This is a genomic window from Micromonospora sp. NPDC049230, assembly GCF_040647875.1.
Lineage (GTDB): Bacteria > Actinomycetota > Actinomycetes > Mycobacteriales > Micromonosporaceae > Micromonospora.
In genome coordinates, this window is record NZ_JBEZCZ010000004.1 from 108,587 (window position 1) to 124,596 (window position 16,010).

Here is a 16,010-nt window from a genome sequence, read left to right on the forward strand (position 1 = left end):
ACCCGTGATGAACCTGCTCGACGAGCTGCGTACCCACCGGCTGCTGGCCATCGTGCGCGGCCCGGACCCGGCCGCCGCGCTGGCCGCCGTACTCACAGTGGCCGAGAACGGCGTCGCCCTGGTCGAGGTCTCGCTGACCAGTGCCGACGCGCTCGGCGTCATCCGACGCGCCCGGGCCGCCCTCGGGCCGGACTACGCCCTGGGTGCGGGCACCGTGCTCAGCGCCGAGGACGCCCGCGCGGCGGCGGACGCGGGCGCCGGTTTCCTGGTCACCCCGGCGATCGCACCGAGCCTCGCCGAGGGTGGCCGACTCGGGCTGCCGGTGCTGGCCGGGGCACTCACCCCCACCGAGGTGGTGCAGGCCACCGGTGGCGGGGCCAGCGCCGTCAAGCTCTTCCCGGCCTCCCTCGGCGGGCCCGACTACCTCGGCGCGCTGCGCGACCCGTTCCCGGGCACCGCGTTCGTGCCGGTCGGCGGGGTCGACGCGGACGGCGCGCGGCACTACCTCGACCGGGGCGCCGTCGCGGTCGGCGTCGGCTCTCCGCTGCTCGGTGACGCCGTCCGGGGCGGCGACCTGGCGGCGCTGCGCGAGCGCGCTGCCACCTTCCGCGCGGCGGTGCAGCGGTGACCGACCTGCTCACGCTCGGCGAGACGATGGCGGCGTTCCGCACCACCGGCCCGCTGCGACTGGGCGGCACCGCCGGGATCTCCGTCGCCGGCGCCGAGTCGACGGTGGCCATCGGGGTGGCCCGGCTCGGCCACCGGGCCGCCTGGGTCGGGGTCACCGGCGCTGACGAGCCCGGTGAGCTGGTCCGCCGTACGTTGCGCGCTGAGGGTGTCGACCTGGCCTGGTCCCGGATCGACGCGACAGCGCCCACCGGGCTGATCCTCTTCGAGAACCGGGTCGCCGACATCAACCGGGTCACCTACCACCGCGCCGGGTCGGCCGGCTCCCGGCTGCGCCCGGCCGACGTGACACGTGCCTTCGACGCGCCCGGGCCACCACCCCGGCTGCTGCACGTCACAGGCATCACCTGCGCGCTGGGCGCCGAGCCGTACCAGGCGGTGCTGGAGGCCGTGCGGCGTGCCCGCGCGGCCGGCAGCACTGTCTGCCTGGACGTCAACCACCGGCAGCGGCTCTGGTCGGTCGCCGAGGCCGCCGCCGCGCTTCGACCGCTGCTGCCCGCGCTCGACCTGGTCGTCGCCTCCGACGACGAGTTGGCCGTCCTGACCGACGCGGCCGACCCGGTCGCGGCGCTCCTCTCGGCCGGCGTGACCGAGGTCGTGGTCAAGCACGGCGCCGACGGGGCGACCAGCCACCGCGCGACCGGCACCGTGCACCGGCCGGCCCGGACGGTGCCGGTGGTGGACACCGTCGGCGCGGGCGACGCGTTCGTGGCCGGCCTGCTCTCCGCCTGGCTCGACGGTGCCGACGCGCCGACCCGGCTGGACCGGGCGGTCACCACCGGCGCGTTCGCGGTGGCGACCCGGGGTGACTGGGAGGGTCTGCCCGACCGGGCCGAGCTGGCGCTGCTCGACCACGGCCCCGGCGGTACGGTCCGCTGACGATCCCTTGGAGGAGCACCATGGAGCTGACCGAACCGACCGTCTGGAGCAGCGACCGGCTGGAGCTGGGCGAAGGGCTGCGCTGGGTCGACGACCGGCTGGTCCTCGTCGACCTGCTGGCCGGACGACTGCTGGAGACCGACGGTGACGCCCCCGCCCCGCTGCGGGAGGTTCGCCGCCTCGACGTGCCGCTCGGCGCGGTCGCCCCGGTGGCCGACCGACCCGGTGACTGGCTCGCCGCCGCCGGCACCGGCATCACGGTGCTACCCGCCGGCGACGACCCCCGGCCGGTCGCCGACCTGGTCGCGGACGCCCCCGAGCCGACCCGGATGAACGACGCGGTCGCCGACCCGCACTGCCGCTTCTGGGCCGGCAGCATGACGTACGCGATGGTGCCCGGCGGGGGCACGCTGTTCCGGCTGGCCCCGGGCGCCGAGCCGGTGCCCGCGGTGACCGGGTTGACCATCCCGAACGGGCCGGCGTTCGACGCGGCCGGCACCACCATGTACCTGGCCGACACGCCGCGTGGCGAGGTCGACAGGTTCACCGTCGACCCGCGCACCGGTGACCTGCACGGGCGGGAGCCGTTCCTGCGGTTGTCCCCCGCCGACGGTGGCCCGGACGGCATGACTGTCGACGCGGCGGGCCACCTCTGGATCGCGTTCTGGGGCGGCTCGGCGGTCCGCCGCTACCGGCCGGACGGCACCCTGGACCGGGAGATCCGGCTACCCGCGACGCAACCGGCCGGCATCTGCCTGGGCGGCCCCGACCTGCGCCGGCTCTTCATCGGCACGGCCCGGGTGGGGCTGGACCCGGCGGGCCCGCAGGACGGCGCGCTGCTCGCGGTGGACGTCGAGGTCCCCGGCCTGCCCGCCGCGTACGCCGCCGCACCGGTGAGCTGACGGAGGCATATCGGACGCCAGGGCGGGAAGAACCGCACCGGAGCGCGCAACCGACGGCAGGGGGCGAGACGGTGGGCATCGTGGGGTGGACGTCATGAACGGACCGGTCGGCGACGAGCCGATGGGCGAGTTGGAACTGGTGCACACCTTCACCGGCCCGATGCCGACCGGGGTGAGCGTCTCGCACCGGGGCCGGATCTTCGTCAACTTCCCGAGGTGGGGCGACGAGGTGCCGGCCACCGTCGTGGAGCTGCGCGACGGCCGGGAGGTGCCCTACCCCGACCAGGCGTGGAACACCCCGTCCGGTGACGACGACGCGGGCGCGTTCGTGTCGGTGCAGAGCATCGTGGTGGACCCGGCCGACCGGCTCTGGGTGGTGGACACCGGCAGCCCGATGTTCCAACCGACGAAGCCGGGTGGGCCGAAGCTGGTCCGGATCGACCTGGACACCGACACTGTCGCCCAGGTGATCACCTTCCCGCAGGACGTGGCGCCGCCGACGACGTACCTCAACGACGTCCGCTTCGATCTGCGCCGGGGCGAGGCGGGAGTCGCCTACATCACCGACTCGACCGACTCCGGGCCGAACGGGATCATCGTCGTGGACCTGGCCAGCGGGGCCTCCTGGCGGCGGCTGCACGACCACCCGTCCACGAAGGCGGAACCGCTGAAGAACTACCGCCCCTTCGTCGAGGGCCGGCCGCTTCTGTCCCGCCCGAAGGACGGGCCGCCGAAGCCGCTGGCGATGGGCTCCGACGGCATCGCCATCTCGGCCGACGGCAGCCGGCTGTACTACTCGCCGCTGATCTCCCGACGCCTGCACAGCGTGTCCACCGAGGCGCTGGCCGACCCGTCGGTCACCCAGGAGGCGGTGGCGGCCACTGTCGTGGACGAGGGCGACAAGGCCACCGGGTCGGACGGCTTGGAGAGCGACGACGCGGGGCGGCTCTACCTCACCTCGTACGAGCACAACGCGGTGCTGCGCCGACTGCCCGACGGCCAGGTCGAAACCCTGGTCCACGACCCGCGACTGCTCTGGCCGGACACCATGTCGGTGGCCACCGACGGGCACCTCTACGTCACCGCCAACCAGCTGCACCGGCAGCCGCAGTACCAGCGGGGCCAGGACCTGCGGCGCAAGCCGTACGCGCTGTTCCGCACCCGCATCGACGCCGGCCCGGTGCTGCTGCGCCGCTGACCGGGCCGGACGTCGTCGGTCAGCGCGTCGGCAGGCTGCGGTCCAGGAGGTCGAAGAGGGCGGCCCAGTGGCGTTCGGCGGCCTGCTCGTCGTACATGGGGGTGTCGGCCATGGTGAAGCCGTGGTGGGCGCCCGCGTACACCTCGGAGCGGTAGCGCACGCCGGCGGCGTCGAGGGCCTTCTCCAGGGTGGCGATCTGCTCCGGGGTCATCGACCGGTCGGCGTCGGCGTGCCCGAAGTACACCTCGCCGGTGATCGAGCCGACGCCCAGGTGGGGGCTGTCCGGCGCGTCGGTGGCGAGGTATCCGCCGTGGAAGCTGGCGATCGCGGCGATGCGGTCCGGGTGCGCCTCGATGGCCCGCAGCGCGTTCGTGCCGCCCAGGCAGTAGCCGGTGATGGCGACCGGGCCCGGCCGGACGTCGTCGCGGGCGGCCAGGAAGTCGAGGTACGCGGTGGTGTCCCTGTCGAACACGTCCGGGGTCAACGCGCCGACCAACGGCATGATCTTCTCGAAGAGCGCGCCGCGCTGGTCGGCCTCGCCGAGTCGGGACAGGTCGAACAGCGGTGCTCGGCCGGCCCGGTAGAAGAGGTGGGGCGTCAGCACCAGGTAGCCCCGGGCGGCGATCCGCTCCGCCATCTCGACAAGGCGCGGGCGCGGCCCGAAGGCGTCCATCAAGAGCAGCACCGCCGGGAAGGGGCCGTCGCCGTCCGGCCGGGTCACTGACGCGTCCGCGACCCCGTCGCCGGTCGGGATATCCACAGTCGTCGTCTCCACCGCGCCTCCTCGTCCGAAAGTCCTTGATCGTCGGGAACGCTACCCGCCGGGCAGCCGACCCGGGGACCGTCACTCCCTGGATAGGCCGACCCTGGGTGGTCGTCGACGGCCGATCCAGGCTTGGCGGTGACCGATGAGGGACACCGCCGACCTGGGAGATGTTGTGCTCGACCTGACAGTTCCGAACCTGACCGGAAAACTCGCAGTCGTCACCGGCGGCAGCGACGGCCTGGGCCTCGGCCTGGCCACCCGGCTGGCACGCGCCGGGGCCGAGGTGGTGCTGCCGGTCCGCAACCCGGCCAAGGGCGCCGCCGCGCTGGACGCCGTCCGGGCCGCCGCGCCGGGTGCCGTCGTCTCGACGCGGGAGCTGGACCTCGCGTCGTTGGACTCGGTGGCCACGCTTGCCGACACGCTGCTCGCCGAGGGTCGACCGGTCCACCTTCTGATCAACAACGCGGGTGTGATGACGCCGCCGACCCGGCACGCCACCGCCGAGGCCTTCGAGCTACAGTTCGGCACCAACCACCTCGGGCACTTCGCGCTGACCGGGCGGCTGCTGCCGCTGCTGCGGGCCGGCCACGCCCGGGTCACCACCATGTCGAGCAGCGCCGCCCGTTCCGGCAGGCTCGACTGGGACGACCTCCAGAGCACCCGCCGGTACGCGGCGATCCGCGCGTACAACGCCTCCAAGCTGGCCACCCTGCACTTCGGGCTGGAACTTGATCGACGGAGTCGGGCCGGCGGTTGGGGCATCGTCAGCAACGTCGCCCATCCCGGCACCACAATGACCAACCTGTACGCGTCCGGTCCCAACCTGGGCCGCGGCCGACCCTCGCCGCACCACTCGATCATGAGCCGGCTGGCCCGCTGGGGCGTCCTGGTGCACTCGGTGGACGCCGGGCTGCTGCCCGCCCTCTACGCCGCCACCAGCCCGCAGGCACGGGGCGGAGCGTTCTACGGCCCGGACGGGCTGGGGCAGTTCACCGGCAGACCGACAGAGCTGGTCGTGTACCGCTCCGCGCGTGGCACCGACGACGCGGCACGGCTGTGGACGGTGTCGGAGCGGCTGGTGGGTGTCGAGTTCCCCGACAACTGACCGTCGGTCAGGCGCGGACGAAGCGCACCGCGTCCGCGATCACGTGGCCGTCGGTGTCCTCGGTGCGGATCAGCACGCTTCCGTCGCTGCCCGCCGTGAACGGGTAGGTGCCCAACGCCACCCACTGGCCGCCGGCCTGCCGCTGGTCCACGGTGCGGGTGACCAGCCCGCCGGAGTACTCGATGTCGACGGGCACGTTCGTCGCCCGGTTCGGGTTGGCGGTCCAGCGCAGGTGCACGGTCCACGACCCGGCGGCGGGCAGCGTCGGGCGGAACCGCAGCCGGTTGACGCCCTTGGCGGTGTTGCCGTCGTGCTCGTAGTCCGGGCCGTAGTAGCCGCCGACGCTTGTGCTGCGCAGCCACGTGCCGGCCCGGGTGATGCCGCTGCTCGCCGCGTTGTCCAGGATCACCTCGCTCGTCGAGCCCCACTCCAGCACCGCGCCGTCCTGCCGCAGCCGGGCCTGGAGGGTGGGCACTGGCACCTCCTGCACGGCGAGGTTCCCGGCGAGGGCCAGCGACGCGGCGGTGGCCGCCGCCTGGCCGAGGATCATGAACACCGGTTCCATCCGGATCGAGCCGTACGCGATGTGGCTCGCCGAGAGGCACACCGGCACCACCAGGTTGGCGCACTGCGCCCGGTGCGGCACGATCGCCCGGTAGCTCACCGGGTACGGCGCAGGCACTCCGATCTGCACGTCCCCCTCGTTGCGTACCCGGCCGTCGACCACCACCCGTTGGCAGTTGTGCGAGTCCATCGTGTAGCTGGCCAGCCCCACCGAGTCGGCGGCCCGGACCCGGCCCCGGCAGTCGGCCTCGGTCATCACGTACGCGGCGACCATCCGGCGGGCCTCGCGGATGTAGAGCAGCGGTGGCCAGCCACCCGTGGAGGTGAACTCGTCCACCGGCAGCCCCCAGCGGGCTGTCGAGTCGCGGACCGACGCCGGCAGCCGGGGGTCGTTGGCCAGGAACCACATCAGCCCCTGCTGGTAGGTACGGTGCTCGGCGATGATGCTCTCCCGGACAGCCCAGCTCGCCGTCGGGTACGCGTGGTTGAAGCCGATGTTGTCGGTGGACACGGCGCCGTTGTTGTTGGAGTCGGTCTTCCCGCCGCCGATCGAGTGCGTGGTGAAGTACGGCCCGGCATAGCCGGCCTGGATGTGGCGCAGCAGCAGCTCGTACCGGATCGGGTCGTAGCCGGACGGCTTGCCGAACGGGATCCGGTTGGCCGCCTGGGTCAGGCACATCCGGAAGCAGTACGCCTGGATCCGGTCGTCGGCGCTGCCGCGCGGGGCGAGCGGCGTGGCGGAGATGCCCGGCAGCAGGCCGCTGGCGGGCGAGCCGGCCGTCACGTACGGGTCGACGGGGTAGGCGAACTGGTGGGTGTTGCCGGACTGCACCCCGTTGATCGTCTCGCCGTACGTGTCGTTGGACTCCCGCCCGACGGTGAAACCCACACCGGCCATGGCCAGCAGGTCACCCTCGTAGGTGGCGTCGACGAACACTCCGCCCCGGTAGATCGCGCCGTCCTCGGTACGCAGCTCGGTGATCCGGTCGCCGCTGCGGCCGACACCGCTCAGCCGGGCGTCGACGATCACCGGCACCCCCGCCTCGGCCAGCAGGTCGGCGAAGACGTCGGCGGCGACGTGCGGTTCGAAGGTCATCCGCAGCGGTGACGTCGGCGTGAGGGTTCCGCCGTGGTATTTCACGTACACCCGGCGGTAGAACTCGGCGGCGAGGCCGCCGATGGCTGCCTGGACGCCGGTGTCGGTGGCGCCCAGCCCGGCGGTGCTCAGCCCGCCGACGTGGCTTGTGGGCTCCACCACCACTGCGCTGCGACCGAGCCGGCGCATGGTGATCGCGGCGGCCAGCCCGCCGGAGGTGGCACCGTAGACGACCAGGTCGGCGGTGGTGACCGCGGCTCGGGCGGGGCCGGCGCGGAACGGGTCGGTGAGGCCGGCCAGGACGAGGCCGGCACCGCCGGCGGTCAGCAGCCGACGACGGGACAGGGGCAGGGACACGGCGGGGCTCCCGAGGGGTAACCGGTGGAGGGGACGGTTACAGAAGCACGCCGCTGCCGCTGCTAGCGAAATTCTTCAATCTCTGCCGGCGGGTGTCAACGGGTCAGGGGCGGTAGCGGTAGCCCATTCCCGGCTCGGTGATCAGGTGGCGGGGGCGGGCCGGGTCGTCCTCCAGCTTGCGCCGCAACTGGGCCAGGTACTGCCGCAGGTAGTTTGTCTCGTTCTGGTATTCCGGCCCCCACACGTCCTGGAGGAGCTGACGCTGGCTGACCAGCTTGCCGGGGTGGCGCAGCAGCTTCTCCAGCACGCTCCACTGGATCGGAGTCAGCTTGACCTCGGTGCCGTCGTCCCGCCGTACCCGGTGGTCGGCCAGGTCGACGGTGTGCTGGCCGATCCGCAGCGCCGGCACCGCCTCGCTGGGCCCGCCGAGCCGCCTGGTCACCGCGCGGATGCGGGCCAGCAGCTCCTCCACCCCGAACGGCTTGGTGACGTAGTCGTCAGCGCCCGCGTCCAGGGCGGCGACCTTGTCCGCACTGCCGGCCCGGCCGGAGAGCACGATGATCGGCACTGTGGTCCAGCCGCGCAGGCCGCGGATCACCTCCACGCCGTCGATGTCGGGCAGGCCGAGGTCGAGGACCACCAGGTCGGGCGGGTGACTGGCGGCTGCCTTCAACGCGGCGGCGCCGGTCGCGGCGACGTCCACGTCGTACCGGCGGGCCCGCAGGTTGATCCGCAGCGCGCGCAGGATCTGCGGTTCGTCGTCGACGACCAGGATGCGCGTCATTCCCGCGGCTCCTCCGAACTGGTCTGCGCGGCGGCCGGCAGCCGCAACACCATGGTGAGGCCGCCACCGGGGGTGGTCTCCGGGGTGATGCTGCCGCCCATCGCCTCGGCCAACCCCCGGGACAGGGCCAGCCCGAGACCGACGCCGGTCTGGTTGTCCCGGTCGCCGAGGCGTTGGAACGGCAGGAAGACGTGCTCCCACTGGTCCTCCGGGATGCCCGGCCCCTTGTCGATCACCCGCAGCTCGACCTGGCCGGCGTGTGCGCTGGCGGTCACCGTGGGCGGTTGGTCGGGCGGGCTGTGGCGCAGGGCGTTGGCGATGATGTTGACGAGCACCCGTTCCAGCAGGCCCGGGTCGGCGGTGGCCGCCGGCAGGTCGGCCGGGATGTCAGTGCCGACCGTCGCGGCGGCCGGGCCAAGTTCGTCGAGCGCCAGGGGTACGGCGTCCTCCAGGCCGATCGCGGTCGCGGTGATGCCGAGCACGCCCGCCTGGAGCCGGCTCATGTCCAGCAGGTTGCCGACCAGCCGGGCGAGCCGGTCCAGTGACTCCTCGGCGGTCTCCAGCAACTCCTCGCGGTCGGACTCGTCGAACTCGATGTCGTGGCTGCGCAGGCTTGTCACCGCCGCCTTCGCCGAGGCCAGTGGCGTACGCAGGTCGTGGCTGACCGCGGCGAGCAGCGCGGTGCGCATCCGGTCGGCGGCGGCGAGGGGACGGGCAGTGGCGGCCTCCTCGGCGAGGCGTTCCTGGCGCAACGCGACGGCGGCCTGGGCGGCGAACGCCTCGACGATCCGCCGGTCGGCAGCCTCCAGGCGTCGACCGCAGAGCACGACGGTGATCCGGTCGTCGACAGGTACGGCGGTCTCACCGCCCTGCGGGGTGCAGGGCGGCTGGTCGCCCACACTGGCCACGACGTCCCAGGCGTGCTCCTCGCGGGCCCGCTCCGGGCGCCCGCCGGCGTCCTCGGCCAACTCCAGCACGCTCACCGCGCGCAGCCCGAAGGTCTCCCGGAGCTGTTCCAGCAGGGCGGGCAGGGGGCGTTCGCCGCGCAGCACGCCACCGGCGACGGCGGCGAGGGTCTGCGCGTCGGCGGCGGCGCGGGCTGCCTCCCTGGTACGGCGGGCGGCCACGTCGACGATCCAGCTCACCGCCAGTGCCACGCCGACGAAGACGGCCAGGGCGAGCAGGTTGTCCGCCTCGGCGATGGTCAGCGTCCGGTACGGCGGGGTGAAGAACCAGTTGAGCAGCAGCGACCCGCCGAGCGCGGCGACCAGGGCCGGCCACACCCCGCCGACCAGCGCGACCCCGACCACCCCGGCGAGGAACAGCAGGATGTCGTTTGTCAGCGTCAGGTCGGGCAGGGTCTTCAGCAGCACAGTGAGCAGCGGCATGCCAAGCACCGCCAGGCCGAAGCCGAGCAGCCGTCGACGTCGGGACAGCGCCGCCGGCACGGCCATCGCCCGACGGCCCCTGCCGGCCTGCTTGTGGGTGACCAGGTGCACGTCGATCGAGCCGGACAGCGCGGTGGTGGTCACCCCGACTCCCCGGGCGAAGATCTGCGCGAGGCGACCCCGCCGGCTCGCCCCGAGCACCAGTTGGGTGGCGTTCACGCCCTGGGCGAAGTCCAGCAGCGCGGCCGGCACGTCGGTGCCGAGCACCTGGTGGTACGTGCCGCCCAGGCTCTCGACGAGGACCCGCTGGCGGGCCAGTTGGGCCGGATCCGCGCCGGCCAGGCCGTCGCTGCGGGCCACGTGCACGGCGAGCAGGTCGGCGCCCTTGCCGCGGGCCGCGACCCGGGCCGCGCGGCGGATCAGCGTCTCGCCCTCCGGACCACCGGTCAGCGCGACCACCACCCGTTCCCGGGCCTCCCAGGTGGCGGCGATGCCCTGTTGGCTGCGGTACCTGTCGAGCTGCTCGTCGACCTTGTCGGCCAGCCAGAGCAGCGCCAGCTCACGCAGGGCGGTGAGGTTGCCGACCCGGAAGTAGTTGCCGAGCGCGGCGTCGATCTTGTCGGGTCGGTAGATGTTGCCGTGCGCCATCCGCCGGCGCAGCGCCTCCGGTGTCATGTCGACAAGCTCGACCTGCTCGGCGGCGCGGACGATCTCGTCCGGCACTGTCTCCCGCTGGGTCGCGCCGGTGATCTGGGCGACCACGTCGTTCAGCGACTCCAGGTGCTGCACGTTGACGGTGGACAGCACGTCGATCCCCGCGTCGAGCAGCTCCTGGACGTCCTGCCAGCGCTTGTCGTGCCGGGAGCCTGGCACGTTGGTGTGCGCCAACTCGTCGACCACAGCGATCTCCGGCCGACGGGTGAGCACCGCGTCCAGGTCCATCTCGGTGAACTCGGCGCCCCGGTAGTCCATGGTTCGGCGGGGCACCTGCTCCAGGTCGCCGAGCATCGCGGCGGTGTGTTGCCGGCCGTGGGTCTCCACGAAACCGATCACCACGTCGGTGCCGCGCGCGGCCCGCCGCTGAGCCTCCTCCAACATGGCGTACGTCTTGCCGACGCCGGGAGCGGCCCCGAGATAGATGCGCAGTTCTCCGCGTGGCACGGGGACCATCCTCCCTGGTCAGGTCGGCGGGCGGGGCCGCGCCGGTCGGCACGGCCCCATCCGCGAGTGCGCTCAGCGCGCGGCGAACTGCCTGTCGAGGGCGAGGTTGAGCTCCAACACGTTGACCCCGGGCTCGCCCATGAACCCGAGCCCCCGACCGTCGGTGTGCTCCCTGACCACCTTGCGGACCGCCGCCGGGTCCGCGCCGCGCTCGCGCGCGACCCGGTTCACCTGCAATTCGGCGTACGCCGGGCTGATCTGCGGGTCGAGGCCGCTGGCGCTGGCGGTGACCGCGTCGGCGGGGACCGCCGGGTCGGCGGGCGCGTCGCCCCGGATCGGGGTGACCACCCCGCCGGCGGCCACGTAGTCCTCGCCGGGTTGGGCCGGCTCCACCGGCACCCCCTGGTACTCGGTGACGAACGGCGTGGCCGGGGCCGCCTGGTTGACGCTCACCGCCCGGGTGACCGGACCGGTCAGACCACCGGCGTGGAAGACCGCGAGCACGGCGCCCACCCCGTCGTCGGTGCAGTACGGGCGTCGGCCGTCGACACCGTTCAGCTCGCCGACGGACTTGCTGCGCCCGCAGACCTGGGTGAGCAGGCTCTCGCTGGACTCCTCCGGGTCGGTGGCGATGGTGTCGACGACGCTCTCCGGCCCGAGGTTGCTGGCCGAGGTGGACGTCGGGTCGTAGCCGTCGCCGGCGGCCGAGGGGCGGGACTGGAAGTAGCGGGCGATCGGGTCGCCGTCCGCGTCGGTGAAGGACTGGCCGATCAGCGCGCTGCCGACGGCGTTCCCGCCTGCGGTGATCAGCGAACCGTCGGCCCCGTGGTGGAGGCCGGGTAGCTGACCGAGCGCCACCAGGGCCAGCGGGTAGACCAGGCCGAGCAGCACTGTGAAGACGAGTACGGCGCGCAGCGCGGCGAGGTGTTGGGCGATCCAGGTGGGTAGGCGCATCACGAAATCCCCGGGATGAACTGGATGAGCAGGTCGATGAGCTTGATCCCGATGAACGGCACGATGATGCCACCCAGTCCGTAGACCAGCAGGTTGCGGCTGAGCAGCTTCGACGCGGCGGCCGGCCGGTACCGCACGCCCCGCAGGGCGAGTGGGATCAGCGCGATGATCACCAGGGCGTTGAAGATGACAGCGGCCAGGATCGCCGACTCGGGGCCGGACAGCCGCATGATGTTCAGCGCGTCCAGGCTCGGGTAGAGGCCGGCGAACATGGCCGGGATGATCGCGAAGTACTTCGCGATGTCGTTGGCGATGCTGAACGTGGTGAGCGCGCCACGCGTGATCAGCAACTGCTTGCCGATCTCCACGATCTCGATCAGCTTGGTCGGGTCGGAGTCGAGGTCGACCATGTTGCCGGCCTCCTTGGCGGCCGACGTACCGGTGTTCATGGCCACCCCGACGTCGGCCTGGGCGAGCGCCGGCGCGTCGTTGGTGCCGTCACCGGTCATCGCGACCAGCCGACCACCCTCCTGCTCCCGCCTGATCAGCGCGAGCTTGTCCTCCGGCGTCGCCTCGGCCAGGAAGTCGTCCACCCCGGCCTCGTCGGCGATGGCCTTCGCGGTACGCGGGTTGTCACCGGTGATCATCACGGTCCGGATGCCCATCCGGCGCATCTCGTCGAACCGCTCGCGCATGCCGGACTTGACGACGTCCTTGAGGTGGATGACACCCAGGGCGCGGGCGGGTTCACCGCCGACGTGCTCGGCGACGACGAGCGGGGTGCCACCGGTGCCGCTTATCGCGTCCACGATCTCGCCGACCTGCTCGGTCGGGTGACCGCCGTTCTCGCGTACCCACTTCATCACCGCGGCGGCGGCGCCCTTGCGGACCCGGCGGGCCGTGCCCACCGCGCCGGCGTCCACGCTGGCGTCCGGGGTCAGGTCGACGCCGCTCATCCGGGTCTGGGCGGTGAACGGTACGAAGGTGGCGTGCGGCATCACGCCGGGCTCGCGTTCGCGCAGCCCGAAATCGTTCTTCGCCAGGACGACCACCGAGCGCCCCTCCGGGGTCTCGTCGGCCAGGCTGGACAGCTGCGCGGCGTCGGCCACGGTCGCGGCCGTGATGCCCTCGACGGGTACGAACTCGGCGGCCTGCCGGTTTCCCAGCGTGATGGTGCCGGTCTTGTCCAGCAACAGGGTGTTGACGTCACCGGCCGCCTCGACGGCCCGGCCGCTCATGGCCAGGACGTTGCGCTGCACCAGCCGGTCCATGCCGGCGATGCCGATGGCGGAGAGCAGCGCGCCGATGGTGGTGGGAATCAGGCAGACCAGCAGCGAGATCAGCACCACCCCGGTGACGCCGGAGCCGGTGATCGCGCCGCTGTCCGGGGCGGCCGCCTGGTACGCCCTGGAGAAGATGGCCAGCGGTTGGAGGGTGACGACGGCCAGCAGGAAGATGACGGTCAGCGCGGCGAGCAGAATGTTCAGCGCGATCTCGTTCGGTGTCTTCTGCCGGTTGGCGCCCTCGACCAGGGCGATCATCCGGTCGATGAAGCTCTCCCCCGGCTTCTGCGTGATCTTCACGATGATCCGGTCGGACAGCACCTTCGTGCCACCGGTCACCGCGCTGCGGTCACCGCCGGACTCCCGGATCACCGGGGCGGACTCGCCGGTGATGGCCGACTCGTCGACGCTGGCGATGCCCTCGACGATGTCGCCGTCACCGGGGATGATCCCGCCGGCCTCGACGAGCACCACGTCGCCCTGGCGCAACTCCGGCGCGGGCACCGCCTCGTCGCGGTAGGTGTTGGCCCGCGCGCCCGGCTTCCAGTCGACCAGCCGGGTGGCGATGGTGTCCTTCTTCGCCTGGCGCAGCGTGGCGGCCTGGGCCTTGCCCCGGCCCTCGGCGACCGCCTCGGCCAGGTTGGCGAAGACCACTGTCAGCCAGAGCCAGATGGTGATCGCCCAGGCGAACACCGACGGGTCGAGCACCGCCAGGACTGTGGTGAAGGCCGCACCGACCTCCACGATCAGCATCACCGGGTTACGCCAGAGCGTGGTGGGGTTGAGCTTGCGTACCGCGTCGGGCAGGGACCGGACGAGCTGCTGGGGGTCGAGCAGACCCCCGCCGGTCCGGTTGCCCTGATCGGCCTCGGTGGCGGGTAGCCCGGGTGTCACGGACATTGCTTCGTTCCTCATGGTGGTCAGAGCCCCTCTGCCAGCGGGCCGAGCGCGAGCGCGGGCAGGAAGGTCAGCGCGACCAGGACGACCGTGACGCCGACGACCATCCCGATGAACAGCGGTCGGTGGGTCGGCAGGGTGCCCTCGGACGCGGGGGTGGGTGCCTGGCGGGCCAGCGAGCCGGCCAACGCGAGCACGAAGATGATCGGCAGGAACCGGCCCAGCAGCATGCACAACCCGAGCGCGGTGTCCCACCAGGTGGTGTTGACAGTGATGCCACCGAAGGCGGAGCCGTTGTTGTTGCTGGCCGAGGTGAACGCGTACAGCACCTCGGAGAGGCCGTGCGGGCCGACGTTGAGCGCTGTGGCGTTGTTGCCGGTGGCGAACGCCGCCGCCGTACCGACGAGCACCAGGATCGGCGTGATCAGGAAGTAGAGCGAGGCGAACTTGATCTCCCGCGCCCCGATCTTCTTGCTCAGGTATTCGGGGGTGCGGCCCACCATCAGACCGGCCACGAAGACCGTGATCACCGCGAGGATCAGCAGACCATAGAGACCCGAACCGGTGCCACCCGGCGCGACCTCGCCGAGCATCATGTTGACCATCGTCATCATGCCGCCGAGCGAGGTGAACGAGTCGTGGAACGAGTTGACCGCACCGGTCGAGGTCAGCGTCGTGGCGGCGGCGAAGGTGGCCGAGTTCGACACGTCGAACCGCACCTCCTTGCCCTCCATCGCCGCACCGACCGCCTGCGGCACAGTGCCGTGGCCAGCCAGCTCGAAGATGTTGGTGATGGCGACGCTGAGGAACGCGAGGATGCCCATCACCGCGGCGATGGCGTAGCCCTGCCGGTTCTGCCCGACCATCCGGCCGAAGACCCGGGGCAGGCTGAACGGGATCAGGAAGATCAGGAAGATCTGGAGCCAGTTCGTCCAGGTGGTGGGGTTCTCGAACGGGTGCGCGCTGTTGACGTTGTAGAAGCCGCCACCGTTGGTACCCAGCTCCTTGATCACTTCCTGGCTGGCGACCGGGCCGCCGGTGATGGTCTGGGTGCCGCCGGTCAGCGTGCTCACGTCGGTGCCGCCGGAGAGGTTCTGCACCACGCCGCCGATCATCAGCGCGATGGCGCCGAGCACGGCGATCGGCAGCAGGATCCGCAGCACGATCCGGGTCAGGTCGACCCAGAAGTTGCCGAGCTGCCCGGTGCGGCTGCGGGCGAAGCCGCGGACCAGCGCGACCGCCACCGCGATGCCGACCGCCGCGGAGACGAAGTTCTGCACAGCCAGGCCGGCCATCTGCACCAGGTGGCCCATCGTCGACTCACCCGAGTACGACTGCCAGTTGGTGTTCGTCACGAACGACACGGCGGTGTTCCAGGCGCCGTGCGCCACCACCGGATCGAAGCCCAGCGACAGCCACAGGTGGTTCTGCACCCGCTGGAACAGGTACAGGAAGAGGATCGAGACCGCGGAGAACGCGAGCACACTGCGGGCGTACACACCCCAGGTCTGCTCGGCGGCCGGATTGACCCCGACCAGCCGGAAGATGCCCCGCTCGACCCGCGACTGTTTCGTGCCGGCGACGGCCCGGAACATGTAGTCGCCGAACGGCTTGTAGACGGCGACGAGGGCCGCCACCAGCGTCACGATGAAGATGACGCCCGCTGTTGTCATGGTCATCAGAAGCGCTCCGGAAACAACAGGGCGAACACCAGGAACGCGCCCAGGACGACCGCGAGCACCAGACCGACGGCGTTTACCGCGTTCACAGCTTCTCCACCGCCCGGACCACCAGGGCGAGCACTGCGAACAGCACCACCGTCAGGACCACGAACACCACGTCAGACACGCTGACTCCTCTTACCGGAAAGGTTCGTCGCGACCGCCTTCCGGTCGCGCCGGGCAAGCAAAGCCCGCCACCCGCCGGACGGGAGGGGTCATAACGCGACAGTGACGGCGGCGAACCTTTTCTTGACGTGGTTTTCACACC

At 72.1% G+C, this 16,010-nt stretch carries 13 protein-coding genes; 5 read left to right on the forward strand and 8 right to left on the reverse strand.

Annotated features, from left to right (window positions below; all coding sequences use genetic code 11):
* The first annotated feature begins 7 nt into the window (after nucleotides 1–7).
* The 4 genes from AB0A95_RS04985 to AB0A95_RS05000 all read left to right on the forward strand — a co-directional run bounded on the left by AB0A95_RS04985 (nucleotide 8) and on the right by AB0A95_RS05000 (nucleotide 3,666).
* Entirely contained in the window at nucleotides 8–628 is a 621-nt protein-coding gene (locus AB0A95_RS04985) for a bifunctional 4-hydroxy-2-oxoglutarate aldolase/2-dehydro-3-deoxy-phosphogluconate aldolase (protein WP_357554310.1), read from the forward strand.
* Complete coding sequence (locus tag AB0A95_RS04990) at nucleotides 625–1,566, forward strand: sugar kinase (protein WP_357554312.1); 942 nt, start codon at nucleotides 625–627, stop codon at nucleotides 1,564–1,566. The genes AB0A95_RS04985 and AB0A95_RS04990 overlap by 4 nt, the downstream gene beginning before the upstream one ends.
* Nucleotides 1,567–1,586: 20 nt before the next feature.
* On the forward strand, nucleotides 1,587–2,468 hold the full coding sequence (locus tag AB0A95_RS04995) for an SMP-30/gluconolactonase/LRE family protein (RefSeq protein WP_357554313.1): 882 nt from the start codon (nucleotides 1,587–1,589) through the stop codon (nucleotides 2,466–2,468).
* 94 nt (nucleotides 2,469–2,562) lie between these two features.
* Nucleotides 2,563–3,666: an L-dopachrome tautomerase-related protein gene (locus tag AB0A95_RS05000; RefSeq protein WP_357554314.1), complete on the forward strand. Its 1,104-nt coding sequence runs from the start codon at nucleotides 2,563–2,565 to the stop codon at nucleotides 3,664–3,666.
* 19 nt (nucleotides 3,667–3,685) lie between these two features.
* Here the strand turns inward: AB0A95_RS05000 and AB0A95_RS05005 are convergent, their stop codons facing one another.
* On the reverse strand, nucleotides 3,686–4,441 hold the full coding sequence (locus tag AB0A95_RS05005) for a dienelactone hydrolase family protein (protein WP_357554315.1): 756 nt from the start codon (nucleotides 4,439–4,441) through the stop codon (nucleotides 3,686–3,688).
* Nucleotides 4,442–4,574: 133 nt separating this feature from the next.
* Here AB0A95_RS05005 and AB0A95_RS05010 point away from each other — a divergent pair, with 133 nt between their 5' ends.
* Entirely contained in the window at nucleotides 4,575–5,537 is a 963-nt protein-coding gene (locus AB0A95_RS05010; protein WP_357554317.1) for an SDR family oxidoreductase, read from the forward strand.
* Nucleotides 5,538–5,544: 7 nt separating this feature from the next.
* On the opposite strand, the gene AB0A95_RS05015 is transcribed toward AB0A95_RS05010, so the two are convergent.
* The 7 genes from AB0A95_RS05015 to kdpF all read right to left on the reverse strand — a co-directional run bounded on the left by AB0A95_RS05015 (nucleotide 5,545) and on the right by kdpF (nucleotide 15,789).
* Nucleotides 5,545–7,554, reverse strand: coding sequence for an FAD-dependent oxidoreductase (locus AB0A95_RS05015; RefSeq protein WP_357554318.1), 2,010 nt, complete (start codon nucleotides 7,552–7,554; stop codon nucleotides 5,545–5,547).
* A 103-nt stretch (nucleotides 7,555–7,657) separates the two neighbouring features.
* Entirely contained in the window at nucleotides 7,658–8,338 is a 681-nt protein-coding gene (locus AB0A95_RS05020) for a response regulator (RefSeq protein WP_357072439.1), read from the reverse strand.
* Nucleotides 8,335–10,887 carry a DUF4118 domain-containing protein gene (locus AB0A95_RS05025; RefSeq protein WP_357554319.1) on the reverse strand — a complete coding sequence of 851 codons (2,553 nt, stop codon included), beginning with the start codon at nucleotides 10,885–10,887 and terminating at the stop codon, nucleotides 8,335–8,337. Before AB0A95_RS05025 ends, AB0A95_RS05020 begins: the two co-directional genes overlap by 4 nt.
* Before the next feature lie 72 nt (nucleotides 10,888–10,959).
* A complete protein-coding gene (locus AB0A95_RS05030; protein WP_357554321.1) occupies nucleotides 10,960–11,841 on the reverse strand; it encodes a potassium-transporting ATPase subunit C in 882 nt (293 codons plus the stop codon).
* Nucleotides 11,841–14,024, reverse strand: a complete 2,184-nt coding sequence (gene kdpB, locus AB0A95_RS05035; RefSeq protein ID WP_357554323.1) for a potassium-transporting ATPase subunit KdpB — start codon at nucleotides 14,022–14,024, stop codon at nucleotides 11,841–11,843. The genes AB0A95_RS05030 and kdpB overlap by 1 nt, the downstream gene beginning before the upstream one ends.
* 20 nt (nucleotides 14,025–14,044) lie before the next feature.
* Entirely contained in the window at nucleotides 14,045–15,700 is a 1,656-nt protein-coding gene (kdpA, locus tag AB0A95_RS05040; protein ID WP_357554324.1) for a potassium-transporting ATPase subunit KdpA, read from the reverse strand.
* Complete coding sequence (kdpF, locus tag AB0A95_RS05045; RefSeq protein ID WP_036410889.1) at nucleotides 15,700–15,789, reverse strand: K(+)-transporting ATPase subunit F; 90 nt, start codon at nucleotides 15,787–15,789, stop codon at nucleotides 15,700–15,702. Before kdpF ends, kdpA begins: the two co-directional genes overlap by 1 nt.
* Nucleotides 15,790–16,010 lie beyond the last annotated feature (221 nt).